The sequence below is a fragment of the Streptomyces malaysiense genome, from assembly GCF_000980885.2.
Lineage (GTDB): Bacteria > Actinomycetota > Actinomycetes > Streptomycetales > Streptomycetaceae > Streptomyces > Streptomyces malaysiense.
Map to the genome: position 1 here is coordinate 1 of NZ_LBDA02000083.1, position 13,468 is coordinate 13,468.

The following is a 13,468-nucleotide window of genomic DNA, read 5'->3' on the forward strand; positions in this document are numbered from 1 at the left end:
GGGTGACGGGCGAGGGTGAGGGGGGCCGGTGCGGAGCGCCGTCGGGTAGGGCGGTGGTGGGTGACGGGTGGGCGGGTAAGGTCTGCGCTCGTGAGTGGTAGTTCCGCAAGCCTTCAGCCCCCAGCCGACGCGGTGAAACCGGTACGGCACCCCGACGCGCCCGCACCCGGGGACCTTCTCGGCGCCCACTACGAACACTGTTTCGGCTGCGGCCCCGGGCAGTCGCACGGACTGCACCTGGAGGCACGGGCCGGCGAGGGCGTCACCCTGACCGCCGAGTTCACCGTCCAGCCCGCCCACCAGGGTGCTCCCGGCCTCGCCCACGGCGGGGTGCTGGCCACCGCCCTGGACGAGACCCTGGGCTCACTGAACTGGCTGCTGCGGACCGTCGCCGTGACCGGGCGGCTGGAGACCGACTACGTGCGGCCCGTCCCCGTCGGCACCACGCTCCATCTCGCGGCCGAGGTCACGGCCGTCGCCGGCCGGAAGATCTACTCCCGTGCCGTCGGCCGCCTCGACGGCCCCGACGGACCGGTCGCCGTCCGCGCCGACGCCCTCTTCGTCGAGGTGAAGGTCGACCACTTCATCGACCACGGCCGCCCGGAGGAGATCCGGGCGGCGATGGACGACCCCGACCAGGTCCGCCGGGCCCGTGCCTTCGAGGTGAACCCGTGAGTCCGCAGGAGTCCGCGGGCCCCGGCGGCCGTCCCCCGCTGGACGTGCGGATCCTGGACGTGCGGATCCGGCGCGTGGATCCGGACGTACCGCTTCCGGCGTACGAGCATCCCGGTGACGCCGGCGCCGATCTGCGCACCACCGAGGCGTGCGAGCTGGCCCCCGGTGAGCGGGCCGTTCTGCCCACGGGGGTGTCGATCGCCCTCCCGGAGGGGTACGCGGCCTTCGTGCACCCACGTTCCGGTCTCGCGGCCCGCTGCGGTGTCGCCCTGGTGAATGCTCCAGGGACGGTTGATGCCGGGTACCGTGGGGAGATCAAGGTGATCGTGGTGAATCTCGACCCGCGCGAGAGCGTGCGGTTCGAGCGTTTCGACCGGATTGCCCAACTGGTCGTCCAGCAGGTCGAGAGGGTCCGCTTCCGGGAGGTCGCGGAGCTTCCCGGCTCGGCGCGGGCCGAAGGGGGCTTCGGGTCCACCGGTGGCCATGCCGCGGTGGGCGACGAGAGCGGCACAAGCGGTCGGTCCGCCGAGGGCGGTCCGACGGGTGGGAATCGATACGCTTCGGTCGTATCCGACCGGGAAGGACAGTGACGTGTTCGGACGTCGCAACAAGAAGGGTGCCGCCGAGGACGCGGCCGGCGAGGCCGAGCAGGTCGTCGACAGCGTCGACACCGAGGCGGACGAGGAAGCGGAGGCCGAGCGCGAGCGCGTCCGGCTGGAGCCCGGCCCGCGGCCCGAGGGCCCGTGGGACAGCACCGAGGTGAGCGACCCGGCCGAGGGCCGCGTGGACCTCGGCGGTCTGTTCGTGCCGGGTGTGGACGGCATGGAGCTGCGGGTCGAGGTCGCGGGTGACGCGATCGTGGCCGCCACTGTCGTCCTGAACGACAGCGCCGTCCAGCTCCAGGCCTTCGCCGCGCCCAAGCGCGAGGGTATCTGGGGCGAGGTCCGCGAGGAGATCGGGGCCGGGATCACCCAGCAGGGCGGCATCGTCGACGAGGTCGAGGGTCCGCTCGGCTGGGAGCTGCGGGCCCAGGTGCCGGTGCAGCTGCCGGACGGCACGGGCGGCTTCCAGGTGGTGCGGTTCGTCGGTGTCGACGGTCCCCGCTGGTTCCTGCGCGGTGTGATCTCCGGGCAGGGCGCGGTGCAGCCGCAGGCCGCCGGGCTGCTGGAGCAGATCTTCCGGGACACGGTCGTGGTCCGCGGCGAGGGCCCGATGGCGCCCCGCGACCCGATCGTGCTCAAGCTGCCGAACGACGCCCAGATGGTTCCCGAGGGGGTCCAGCAGGAGGAGGGTTCGCGGTTCTCCGGGGGCATGGGACAGCTTCAGCGGGGTCCGGAGATCACGGAAGTCCGCTGACCGTCCGCTGACGTATCCGCAGACGGGCCGCGCCTTCGTGGGGAGCGGCCCGTTTTCGCGCCCGCGCACGGGATGCGGGCCCCGCCGCCATCAGGGTTCCGTCAAAGTGCTCTCGTACGCCCGCCCTCATCCGGTTTGTCCCCGTCGTTGGCCGTAAGGTCGACGCTGCGTAGGCAGGGGCGAGCGGAAGACAATGGAGCCATGGCACGCGGGAAGCTGCGGATCTATCTCGGGGCGGCGCCGGGCGTCGGGAAGACGTACGCGATGCTCGCCGAGGCCCACCGGCGTGTCGAGCGCGGTACGGACTGCGTCGTGGCGTTCGTGGAGCACCATGGGCGGCCGCGTACCGAGGTGATGCTGCAGGGCCTCGAACAGGTGCCCCGCAAGGAACTGGAGTACCGCGGGGGTGTCTTCGGGGAGATGGACGTCGACGCCGTGCTGCGCAGGGCACCCGCCGTCGCCCTGGTGGACGAACTCGCCCACACCAACATCCCCGGCTCGCGCAACGCCAAGCGCTGGCAGGACGTCGGGGAACTGCTCGCCGCCGGGATCGACGTCATCTCGACCGTCAATATCCAGCACCTGGAATCACTCGGCGACGTGGTCGAGTCCATCACCGGGGTACGCCAGCGCGAGACCGTCCCCGACGAGGTGGTACGGCGGGCCGGCCAGATCGAGCTGGTCGACATGTCCCCGGAGGCGCTGCGCCGCCGGATGGCACACGGGAACATCTACCAGCCCGACAAGGTCGACGCGGCGCTGTCCAACTACTTCCGCCCCGGCAACCTCACCGCCCTGCGTGAACTGGCGCTGCTGTGGGTCGCCGACCGGGTGGACGAGTACCTGAACCAGTACCGCAGCGAGCACCGGGTCTCGAAGATCTGGGGTTCGCGGGAGCGGATCGTGGTCGGGCTGACCGGCGGGCCCGAGGGCCGTACGCTCATCCGCCGCGCCGCCCGGCTCGCCGAGAAGGGCGCCGGTGGCGAGGTGCTCGCCGTCTACATCGCCCGCAGCGACGGGCTGACCGCCGCCTCCCCGAAGGAACTCGCCGTCCAGCGCACCCTCGTGGAGGACCTCGGCGGCACCTTCCACCACGTGGTCGGCGACGACATCCCGGCCGCGCTCCTGGACTTCGCACGTGGCGTCAACGCCACGCAGATCGTGCTCGGCTCCTCACGCCGCAAGGCATGGCAGTACGTCTTCGGACCCGGCGTCGGCGCCACCGTCGCCCGGGAGTCCGGCCCCGACCTCGACGTCCACATCGTCACCCACGAGGAGGTCGCCAAGGGCCGCGGGCTGCCCGTGGCGCGCGGTGCCCGGCTCGGCCGTACGCGGATCATCTCGGGCTGGGCCATGGGGATCGCGGGCCCCGCCGTGCTGGCGCTGCTGCTGAACATCGTCGACATCGGCCTCGCCAACGACATGCTGCTGTTCCTGGCCGTCACGGTCGCGGCGGCCCTGCTCGGCGGTCTGCTGCCCGCCCTCGCCTCGGTGGCGTTCGGCTCTTTGCTGCTGAACTACTTCTACACACCGCCGCTGCACCGCTGGACCATCGCCGACCCGAACAACATCGTCGCCATAGTGATCTTCTTCGGCGTCGCCGTGTCGGTCGCCTCCGTGGTGGACCTCGCCGCCCGCCGCACCCATCAGGCGGCCCGGCTGCGAGCCGAGTCCGAGATCCTGTCCTTCCTCGCCGGAAATGTGCTGCGCGGCGAGACCAGCCTGGAGGAGCTGCTGGAGCGGCTCCGGGAGACCTTCGCGATGGAGTCGGCGGCCCTGCTGGAGCGGCAGAGCGACGTCGAACCGTGGACCTGCGCCGGCCGGGCCGGTTTCGGGCCCGGCCTGGAGCGGCCCGAGGACGCCGACGTCGACATGCCCGTCGGCGACCACATGGCGCTCGCCCTGACCGGGCGGGTGCTGCCCGCCGAGGACCGCAGGGTGCTCGCCGCCTTCGGCGCCCAGGCGGCCGTCGTCCTCGACCGCAGGCGCCTCCAGGAGGAGGCCGACCGCGCCCGGACGCTCGCCGAGGGCAACCGCATCCGCACCGCCCTGCTGGCCGCCGTCAGCCACGACCTGCGCACCCCGCTGGCCGGGATCAAGGCCGCCGTCTCCTCGCTGCGCTCCGCCGACGTCGACTGGTCCGAGGAGGACCGCGCCGAGTTGCTGGAGGGCATCGAGGAGGGCGCCGACCGGCTCGACCACCTCGTCGGCAACCTCCTGGACATGTCCCGCCTGCAGACCGGAACGGTCACCCCGCTGATGCGCGAGATCGACGTGGACGAGGTCGTGCCGATGGCGCTGGGCGGCGTTCCGGAGGACAGCATCGACCTGGACGTGCCCGAGACCCTGCCGATGATCCTGGCCGACCCCGGGCTGCTGGAGCGCTCGGTGGCCAACCTCGTGGAGAACGCCGTCAAGTACAGCCCGCACGGCCGCCGCGTCCTGGTCTCCGCCAGCGCCCTCGCCGACCGGGTGGAGGTCCGCGTGGTGGACCGCGGCCCCGGTGTGCCGGACGCGGCGAAGGACCGTATCTTCGAACCCTTCCAGCGCTACGGCGACGCCCCGCGCGGCGCGGGCGTCGGACTCGGCCTCGCGGTCGCCCGGGGCTTCGCCGAGGCCATGGGCGGCACCCTGACCGCGGAGGACACCCCGGGCGGCGGCCTCACCATGGTCCTGAGCCTGCGCGGCAACCAGGGGCGGCAGCCGGCCACGGAGTCCCCCGAAACGGCGTCCACCCCCGCCCCGGCCCACGGTGGGCCGGGCAGCGCGGAACCAGAAAGGCAGACCCTATGCTGAGCCCGAGCGGGGACCGGACCCCCACGCGGGTCCTCGTGGTCGACGACGAGCCGCAGATCGTGCGTGCCCTCGTGATCAACCTCAAGGCACGCAAGTACGACGTCGACGCGGCCGCCGACGGCAGGACCGCCCTCGATCTCGCCGCCTCCCGCCACCCCGACGTGGTCGTCCTCGACCTGGGTCTGCCCGACATGGACGGCGTCGAGGTGATCAGGGGCCTGCGCGGCTGGACCCGGGTGCCGATCCTGGTGCTGTCCGCGCGCCACTCCTCCGACGAGAAGGTCGAGGCCCTGGACGCGGGGGCCGACGACTACGTCACCAAGCCCTTCGGCATGGACGAACTGCTGGCCCGGCTGCGCGCCGCCGTGCGCCGCGCCGAGCCGGTCGGCGCCGGCGAGGACGACGTCACCACGGTGGAGACCGAGGGTTTCGCCGTCGACCTGGCCGCCAAGAAGGTCCACCGCGGCGGACGCGACGTCCGGCTCACCCCCACGGAATGGCACCTCCTGGAGGTGCTGGTCCGCAACACCGGCCGCCTGGTCAGCCAGAAACAGCTCCTCCAGGAGGTGTGGGGGCCGTCCTACGGGACGGAGACGAACTACCTGCGCGTCTACATGGCCCAGTTGCGCCGCAAGCTGGAGGCCGACCCCTCGCACCCGAAGCACTTCATCACGGAGCCCGGGATGGGGTACCGGTTCGAGAAGTGAGGAGGCGCGTACCGGGCGAGTGTGAGCGGGGATACGGCGCTGTCGGCGGGCCCCGGTACGCTTCAGATATGAGTGCTGTTCCTCGTCCAGAAAAGCCGGCCGGCCGGTTCCGGCGCATGCTCGACCGGCTCTCCACGTCTCAGGAGGACCTGGAGTCCGAGGAGCTGCGCGAGGACGCCGAGACATCGGGTTGTACGAAGATCGGCGACTGCCAGGACCGGCAGATCGTCACGGTAACTGGTACCTTGCGCACGGTCACCCTGCGTCCGCGCGCCGGAGTCCCGGCCCTGGAGGCCGAGCTGTTCGACGGCTCGGCGGCGCTGGACGTGGTGTGGCTCGGCAGGCGTTCCATCGTGGGCATAGAACCGGGGCGCAAGCTGATCGCATCGGGACGGATCTCGCTGAGCCGAGGCCGCCGGGTGCTGTTCAACCCGAAGTACGAACTGCGACCCCTCGGACGGGAGTAGCCGGTGACGTCCCTCGACAAGCCGACCGAAGACACCGACCAGACCCCGCCCGGCGAGCCCGGCGAAGGCGACGCCCGTGCGGTGACGGAGGCGGCGCTGTTCGAGGCCTTCGGCGGCGTCCGCGGCATGGTCGAGACGGTCGTGCCGGGCCTGCTGTTCGTCGCGATCTTCACGGTCGACAAGGACCTGCACCTCTCCGCGATCGCCGCGCTGGCGGTCTCCCTGGTGCTGGTCGTGGTCCGGCTCGCCATGAAGGACACCGTCAAGCACGCCTTCAGCGGTGTGTTCGGCGTGGTCTTCGGCGTGGTGTTCGCCATGTTCACCGGCAATGCCAAGGACTTCTACCTCCCGGGCATGCTCTACACGCTGGGCCTGGCGCTCGCCTACATCGTCACCACCCTCCTCGGGGTCCCGCTGATCGGTGTCGTGCTGGGCCCGGTCTTCAAGGAGAACCTCTCCTGGCGCACCCGTAACCCCGGCCGCAAGAAGGCCTACGCGAAGTCGAGTTGGGCCTGGGGCCTGATCCTGCTCGCCAAGTGCGCGATCCTCTTCCCGCTGTACTGGTGGTCCGACACCACCCGGCTCGGCTGGGTCCTGGTCGCCCTGAAGATCCCGCCCTTCCTGCTCGCCGTCTGGCTCACCTGGGTCTTCCTCGCCAAGGCGCCCGCGCCGATCGACGTCTTCGCGGAGATGGAGGCCGAGGAGCGGGCCGAGAAGGCGGAGGAGGAGCGCAAGGCCGCGCTCGCCGCGGAGAGCGGCGAGCCCGAGCCCACGCCGGGCCGCCATCGCAGGCGGACGTGAGCGCCGTACCGTAGACGGCCACTGAGACGCGGAAGGGCGCCCTTGGTGACAAGGGCGCCCTTCCGCGTCTCAGGGCCCGCAGGCCCGTCCGCTCCGGCCCGTCAGGCCTCTTCCCGCTTGCGCACCGACAGCAGCTCCTCCAGCTGCTCCTCCCGGGCCTGCGCCGCCACGAACAGCAGTTCGTCGCCCGCCTCCAGGGAGTCCTCCCGGGACGGCGTCAGCACCCTGGTGCCCCGGATGATGGTCACCAGCGAGGTGTCCTCGGGCCAGTGCACGTCCCCGACCTGGGTGCCGGCCAGCGCCGACTCCTCGGGCAGCGTGAGCTCCACCAGGTTGGCGTCGCCGTGGCTGAAGCGCAGCAGCCGTACCAGGTCGCCGACGCTCACCGCCTCCTCGACCAGGGCGGACATCAGACGCGGGGTGGACACGGCCACGTCCACGCCCCACGCCTCGTTGAACAGCCACTCGTTCTTGGGGTTGTTGACGCGGGCGACGACACGCGGGACGCCGTACTCCGTCTTGGCGAGCAGCGAGACCACCAGGTTGACCTTGTCGTCACCCGTGGCGGCGATCACCACGTTGCAGCGCTGGAGCGCCGCCTCGTCCAGGGACGTGATCTCGCAGGCGTCGGCCAGCAGCCACTCCGCCTGCGGCACCCGCTCCACCGAGATGGCGGTCGGGGCCTTGTCGATGAGCAGGACCTCGTGGCCGTTCTCCAGCAGCTCGCCCGCGATCGAGCGGCCGACGGCGCCGGCTCCGGCAATGGCGACCCTCATCAGTGACCGCCCTCCTCTTCCGGACCCCCGGCGAACGCGGCCTCGACCGTGTCCACGTCGTCCGCCCGCATCATCACGTGCACGAGGTCGCCCTCCTGGAGGACCGTCTGGGAGGTGGGCAGGATCGCCTCGCCCAGCCGGGTCAGGAACGCCACCCGGACGCCCGTGTCCTCCTGCATCCTGCTGATCTTGTGACCGACCCACTTCGAGGAGGCGTGCACCTCGGCGAGCTGCACGCCGCCGGTGGGGTCGCGCCACAGCGGCTCGGCCCCGGAGGGCAGCAGCCGGCGCAGCATCTGGTCGGCGGTCCAGCGGACCGTGGCCACGGTCGGGATACCGAGGCGCTGGTAGACCTCGGCGCGCCGAGGGTCGTAGATACGGGCGGCCACGTTCTCCACGCCGAACATCTCGCGCGCGACCCGCGCGGAGATGATGTTGGAGTTGTCGCCGCTGGAGACGGCCGCGAAGGCGCCCGCCTCCTCGATCCCCGCCTCGCGCAGGGTGTCCTGGTCGAAGCCGACTCCGGTGACCCGGCGGCCTCCGAATCCCGGTCCCAGCCGACGGAAGGCGGTCGGGTCCTGGTCGATCACGGCGACCGTGTGCCCCTGTTGCTCCAGGGTCTGGGCGAGAGCGGAGCCTACTCGCCCGCAGCCCATGATGACGATGTGCACGACCGTCCTTCCGATGTCAAGAGTCGTTGGCTTGGCCTTAACAGGTTCTCAGACCGCCGCCCAAGCTACACACGCATCACCCTCACCGGGCACCCCCGGTGTCCCGTACGGCGCGCGCACCGGGCTCGTACGGTCTCACAGAGTCTCCTCCGCTCGTTTGCGAGTGATGCTGCGCACGGTCAGGATTCCGAGGCGGGCCGGAGCGAGCACCGTCCCGATCAGCTCAGCGGTCGGCCGCATGGGGCCTCCACGGGGCGGCGACAGCGGGGGTTTGCCGTCCAGGCACGACCCGAGCCCGCGCCACGGAATCCGCACATCACACCGCCACCGGGTCCACCCTTGGGAAAGATATTGCGGACGGGGTGGGCGGCTGCCAGTTCGAAGGCTTACGATCCTCTCTCGTGTCCAAACTGACCGACGTGCCCAAACGGATCCTGATCGGGCGCGCACTGCGCAGTGACCGGCTGGGGGAGACCCTCCTGCCGAAGCGCATCGCACTCCCCGTCTTCGCCTCCGACCCGCTGTCCTCTGTCGCCTACGCGCCGGGGGAGGTTCTGCTGGTCCTGTCCGTCGCGGGCGTGTCGGCGTACCACTTCAGCCCCTGGATCGCCGTCGCGGTCGTCGTGCTGATGTTCACGGTGGTCGCCTCCTACCGCCAGAACGTGCACGCCTACCCGAGCGGTGGCGGCGACTACGAGGTGGCGACCACCAACCTCGGTCCCAAGGCGGGCCTCACCGTCGCGAGCGCCCTGCTCGTGGACTACGTGCTGACGGTCGCGGTGTCCATCGCCTCCGGTATCGAGAACCTCGGCTCGGCCATCCCGTTCGTGGTCGAGCACAAGGTGCTCTGCGCGACCGTCGTGATCGTCCTGCTGACGCTGATGAACCTGCGCGGCGTCAAGGAGTCGGGCAAGCTCTTCGCGATCCCGACGTACGTGTTCGTCGGCGGCGTCTTCATCATGATCCTGTGGGGCGCGTTCCGCGGCCTGGTGCTCGGCGACGCCATGCGGGCGCCGACCGCCGGCTTCCACATCAGGGCCGAGCACCAGGGGCTCGCGGGCTTCGCGCTGGTCTTCCTGATGCTGCGCGCCTTCTCCTCCGGCTGTGCCGCCCTGACCGGCGTCGAGGCCATCTCCAACGGTGTCCCGGCCTTCCGCAAGCCCAAGTCGAAGAACGCGGCGTCCACGCTCGCGGCGATGGGCCTGCTGGCCGTCACCATGTTCTGCGGCATCATCGCCCTGGCCGTGGCGACCAACGTCCGCATGGCCGAGAACCCGGCCACCGACCTGCTGCGCAACGGCCATGCGCTCGGCTCCGGCTACGTCCAGGACCCGGTGATCTCCCAGGTCGCCGCGGCGGTCTTCGGCAAGGGAAGCTTCCTGTTCGTGCTCCTGGCGGCCGCGACCGCGCTGGTGCTGTTCCTCGCGGCCAACACCGCGTACAACGGCTTCCCGCTGCTCGGCTCGATCCTCGCCCAGGACCGCTACCTGCCCCGCCAGCTGCACACCCGCGGCGACCGGCTCGCCTTCTCCAACGGCATCGTGCTGCTCGCCGGCGCCGCCGCGCTGCTGACCGTGATCTACGGCGCCGACTCCACGCGCCTGATCCAGCTCTACATCGTCGGCGTGTTCGTGTCCTTCACGCTGAGCCAGACCGGCATGGTCCGGCACTGGAACCGCCACCTCGCGGTCGAGAAGGACCAGGCCAAGCGCCGCCACATGATGCGCTCGCGGGCGATCAACACCTTCGGCGCCTTCCTCACCGGCCTGGTGCTGGTCGTCGTCCTGGTCACCAAGTTCACGCACGGCGCCTGGGTGGCCCTGCTGGGCATGTGCATCTTCTTCGCGACCATGACCGCGATCCGCAAGCACTACGACCGCGTCGCCGAGGAGATTGCCGCGCCCGAGGAGCCGGACGACGACCTGGTCCGCCCCTCCCGTGTGCACTCCGTGGTGCTGATCTCCAAGATCCACCGCCCGACCCTGCGGGCTCTGGCCTACGCCAAGCTGATGCGCTCCGACGGCCTGGAGGCGCTCACGGTCAACGTGGACCCGGCCGAGACCAAGGCGCTGCGCGAGGAATGGGAGCGGCGCGGCATCGACGTACCGCTGAAGGTGCTCGACTCGCCGTACCGCGAGGTCACCCGGCCGGTGATCGAGTACGTCAAGGGCCTGCGCAAGGAGTCCCCGCGCGACGCGGTCTCCGTGATCATCCCCGAGTACGTGGTCGGCCACTGGTACGAGCACCTGCTGCACAACCAGAGCGCCCTGCGCCTGAAGGGCCGCCTGCTGTTCACGCCCGGCGTGATGGTCACCTCCGTGCCCTACCAGCTGGCCTCCTCCGAGGCGGCCAAGATGCGGGCCCGCAGGCGCCAGGAGTGGAGCGCGCCCGGCGCGGTCCGCCGCGGCCCGGCGGGGGAGCGGCCCAAGGAGTCGTCGGCGAAGGACTGACGAGACCGGCGTACGGGTCCGGGGCGGCGAGGCCGTAGACTGGTGGGCTGTTGTCGGTCCACCAGGCTGCGCTCGACCGCCCCGGACCCGTCTCCGCAGCTCGTCCGCGTTCCGCGGTCGCGCTGTCCCTCCGCCGCGAACCCGATCCTCTGGAGCCACCCACCATGCAGGCAGAACCGACCACGTCTCTGGTGGGCGAGGAGTACGAGGTCGAGATCGGCCCCGTCGCCCATGGCGGCCACTGCATCGCCCGTACCGCCGAGGGCCAGGTCCTCTTCGTCCGGCACGCGCTGCCGGGCGAGCGGGTGGTGGCGAAGGTGACCGAGGGCGAGGAGGGCGCCCGCTTCCTGCGCGCCGACGCCGTACGGATCCTGGAGGCGTCCAAGGACCGCATCGAGGCCCCCTGCCCCTTCGCCGGGCCCGGCCGCTGCGGCGGCTGCGACTGGCAGCACGCCAAGCCGGGCGCCCAGCGCCGGCTGAAGGCGGACGTGCTCGCCGAGCAGCTCCGGCGCCTCGCGGGCCTCACCCCCGAGGAGGCGGGCTGGGACGGCACGGTGGTCCCGGCCGAGGGTGACAAGCTTCCCGCCGGCGAGGTGCCGCAGTGGCGCACCCGGGTGCAGTACGCGGTCGACGCCGAGGGCCACGCGGGTCTGCGCCGGCACCGCTCGCACGAGGTCGAGCGCATCGACCACTGCATGATCGCGGCGCCCGGTGTGTCCGAGCTGGGCGTCGAGAAGCACGAGTGGGCCGGCATGGAGTCGGTCGAGGCGATCGCGGCGACGGGTTCCCAGGACCGCCAGGTGATCCTCACCCCGCGTCCGGGCGGCCGCCTCCCCCTGGTCGAGCTGGACAAGCCGGTCTCGGTCATGCGGGTCGACGAGAAGTCCGGCGGCGTGCACCGCGTGCACGGCCGCCCCTTCGTCCGCGAGCGCGCGGACGGCCGTACCCACCGCGTCGGCGCCGGCGGCTTCTGGCAGGTCCACCCGAAGGCGGCGGACACCCTCGTCACCGCCGTCATGCAGGGCCTGCTCCCACGCAAGGGCGAGATGGCCCTCGACCTCTACTGCGGTGTCGGCCTCTTCGCCGGCGCCCTCGCCGACCGCCTCGGCGACAAGGGCGCGGTCCTCGGCATCGAGTCCGGCAAACGCGCGGTCGAGGACGCGCGCCACAACCTGGCCGACTTCCCCCGCGTCCGCATCGAACAGGGCAAGGTCGAATCCGTCCTCCCGCGCACCGGCATCACCGAGGTCGACCTGATCGTCCTCGACCCGCCCCGCGCGGGCGCCGGCCGCGACACGGTCAAGCACCTCGCGTCACTGCGGGCGCGGCGCATCGCGTACGTGGCGTGCGATCCGGCGGCGCTGGCGCGGGACCTGGGGTACTTCGGGGAGAACGGGTACCGGGTGCGGACGCTGCGGGCGTTCGATCTGTTTCCGATGACCCACCACGTGGAGTGCGTGGCTATTCTGGAGCCTGCCGAAAAGGGCCGCTGACCTGCGGCTTTACTCGGTGTGCGGGATGTGTGCTATGGGCGTTACGGGCGGAATCTTGACGCTCAAATGACGCTCTCCGAGGTACCTTGACGCTCGTTCTGATGATGTGTCAGGTGTATCTCGCGGTCCTGCCGAGGGGTAGTGCGCCTCGGATCGTCGGTGGGTTCGCTTGTCGGCGCGTACGGTGTGTGCCAAGTCTGACCAAGTTCCTGCGCCGTTCGAGAGGGGGGTGATGCCGCCGTGCCTAGCGATTCACCCTCGCCTTACAGCGAGCGTCCCGTCGCTCAAGCGCGGAGAGCGAAGGCGCGGGAGTTGGTCGAGCGGCTGTCGGCCGAAGGGCGGGTGCGGTTCACTGAAGTTTCCCCAAGGCCGGGTAGTTAGCGTTTTCGCAGGTCATGCAAGGGAGTTGAGAAAGTCCTGACATGGAGCAACGGAGCTCGTTGGTACAGGCAGTCGTCCAAGACAGCTTGTTCCCGAAGGAGCTCCGTTGCCCGAGCATTGTGTCCTGCCACCGCCGCTGGCGACCATCACCCGTACGGTCATAGTGGCCGCGGGCCGGTTCGCGCCGGGCCATCTGGGAGAGCTGACGCCGATCATGCCGTTCGAGCTGGTCGATGCGGTCTTGTCGGAGACACGGACCGTGCAGCGCCGGCTGCGGGATCTTCCCTCGCGGGTCGGGGTCTACTTCCTGCTGGCGATGTGTCTCTTCCCCGAGGTCGGCTATCGGCTCGTGTGGGCCAAAATGACGGCCGGCCTGTCGGGGATTCCGGTTGTCCGCCCGAGCACGAAGGCGCTCCGTGACCTGCGCCGAAGGCTCGGCAGCACGCCGGTGCGGGCGTTGTTCGAGGTGCTGGCCGGGCCGTTGGCCCGGCCGACCACGTCGGGGGTGCGGTTTGGTCCGTACCGGACGGTGTCATTCGACGGCTGCAGCTCGATCAAGGTGCCGGACAGCGAGCGCAACCGGGAGTGGCTGGGGCGGTGCCCACATGGCGGGTATCCCCAGGTCGAGCTGATGACGCTGGTCGAGACCGGCACCCGGGCCGTGATCGCAGCGGTCTTCGGGCCCACTCGGGAGGGCGAGACCTCCTACGCCACCAGGCTGACGCACCATCTGAGCCCCGAGATGCTGGTGCTGTGGGACCGGGGCTTCGACAGCAACGACTTCCTCACCACCGTGCACGCCACCGGCGCACAAGTCCTGGGCCGCATCCGCCAGCGCCGCCGCCCACCAGTCCTCCAGCCGCTTGCCGACACACGGGCGGTGGCCCGGGCTGCG

The 13,468-nt window shown here is 71.0% G+C and carries 12 protein-coding genes; 10 read left to right on the forward strand and 2 right to left on the reverse strand.

The features are described 5' to 3' along the window. Positions 1 to 90 precede the first annotated feature (90 nt). From VT52_RS29580 to VT52_RS29610, 7 genes are all read left to right on the forward strand, one after another. Positions 91 to 675, forward strand: coding sequence for a PaaI family thioesterase (locus VT52_RS29580; protein WP_046418132.1), 585 nt, complete (start codon positions 91 to 93; stop codon positions 673 to 675). Beyond that, positions 672 to 1,265 carry a dUTP diphosphatase gene (gene dut / locus VT52_RS29585; RefSeq protein WP_240509925.1) on the forward strand — a complete coding sequence of 198 codons (594 nt, stop codon included), beginning with the start codon at positions 672 to 674 and terminating at the stop codon, positions 1,263 to 1,265. Before VT52_RS29580 ends, dut begins: the two co-directional genes overlap by 4 nt. 1 nt (position 1,266) lies before the next feature. Then, positions 1,267 to 2,031 (forward strand): DUF3710 domain-containing protein, encoded by a 765-nt coding sequence (locus VT52_RS29590; protein ID WP_046418134.1) that lies wholly within the window; start codon positions 1,267 to 1,269, stop codon positions 2,029 to 2,031. 201 nt (positions 2,032 to 2,232) lie between these two features. After that, positions 2,233 to 4,827: a sensor histidine kinase gene (locus tag VT52_RS29595; RefSeq protein ID WP_046418137.1), complete on the forward strand. Its 2,595-nt coding sequence runs from the start codon at positions 2,233 to 2,235 to the stop codon at positions 4,825 to 4,827. After that, entirely contained in the window at positions 4,821 to 5,534 is a 714-nt protein-coding gene (locus tag VT52_RS29600; RefSeq protein ID WP_046418139.1) for a response regulator, read from the forward strand. The genes VT52_RS29595 and VT52_RS29600 overlap by 7 nt, the downstream gene beginning before the upstream one ends. A 68-nt stretch (positions 5,535 to 5,602) precedes the next feature. Next, on the forward strand, positions 5,603 to 6,001 hold the full coding sequence (locus VT52_RS29605; protein WP_079175357.1) for an OB-fold nucleic acid binding domain-containing protein: 399 nt from the start codon (positions 5,603 to 5,605) through the stop codon (positions 5,999 to 6,001). A 3-nt stretch (positions 6,002 to 6,004) separates the two neighbouring features. Further along, on the forward strand, positions 6,005 to 6,802 hold the full coding sequence (locus VT52_RS29610) for a DUF3159 domain-containing protein (protein WP_046418144.1): 798 nt from the start codon (positions 6,005 to 6,007) through the stop codon (positions 6,800 to 6,802). A 101-nt stretch (positions 6,803 to 6,903) separates the two neighbouring features. Here the strand turns inward: VT52_RS29610 and VT52_RS29615 are convergent, their stop codons facing one another. Then, positions 6,904 to 7,578, reverse strand: a complete 675-nt coding sequence (locus VT52_RS29615) for a potassium channel family protein (protein ID WP_046418146.1) — start codon at positions 7,576 to 7,578, stop codon at positions 6,904 to 6,906. After that, a complete protein-coding gene (locus VT52_RS29620; RefSeq protein WP_046418148.1) occupies positions 7,578 to 8,249 on the reverse strand; it encodes a potassium channel family protein in 672 nt (223 codons plus the stop codon). Before VT52_RS29620 ends, VT52_RS29615 begins: the two co-directional genes overlap by 1 nt. Positions 8,250 to 8,650: 401 nt before the next feature. Here VT52_RS29620 and VT52_RS29625 point away from each other — a divergent pair, with 401 nt between their 5' ends. The 3 genes from VT52_RS29625 to VT52_RS29635 all read left to right on the forward strand — a co-directional run. Then, the gene (locus tag VT52_RS29625; RefSeq protein ID WP_046418150.1) at positions 8,651 to 10,699 is read left to right on the forward strand and encodes an APC family permease; all 2,049 of its coding nucleotides are present in this window, start codon (positions 8,651 to 8,653) and stop codon (positions 10,697 to 10,699) included. 164 nt (positions 10,700 to 10,863) lie between these two features. Further along, positions 10,864 to 12,192 (forward strand): class I SAM-dependent RNA methyltransferase, encoded by a 1,329-nt coding sequence (locus VT52_RS29630; RefSeq protein WP_046418153.1) that lies wholly within the window; start codon positions 10,864 to 10,866, stop codon positions 12,190 to 12,192. Positions 12,193 to 12,679: 487 nt separating this feature from the next. Beyond that, positions 12,680 to 13,468, forward strand: a 789-nt coding sequence (locus tag VT52_RS29635; RefSeq protein WP_071387712.1) for a transposase domain-containing protein, incomplete at its 3' end; no start/stop codon positions are given.

Coding starts and splice junctions, on each gene's coding strand:
- VT52_RS29595 (WP_046418137.1), top strand. CDS start 2,233: ATGGCACGCGGGAAGCTGCGGATCTATCTCGGGGCGGCGCCGGGCGTC.
- VT52_RS29600 (WP_046418139.1), top strand. CDS start 4,821: ATGCTGAGCCCGAGCGGGGACCGGACCCCCACGCGGGTCCTCGTGGTC.
- VT52_RS29605 (WP_079175357.1), top strand. CDS start 5,603: ATGAGTGCTGTTCCTCGTCCAGAAAAGCCGGCCGGCCGGTTCCGGCGC.
- VT52_RS29615 (WP_046418146.1), bottom strand. CDS start 7,578: ATGAGGGTCGCCATTGCCGGAGCCGGCGCCGTCGGCCGCTCGATCGCG.
- VT52_RS29630 (WP_046418153.1), top strand. CDS start 10,864: ATGCAGGCAGAACCGACCACGTCTCTGGTGGGCGAGGAGTACGAGGTC.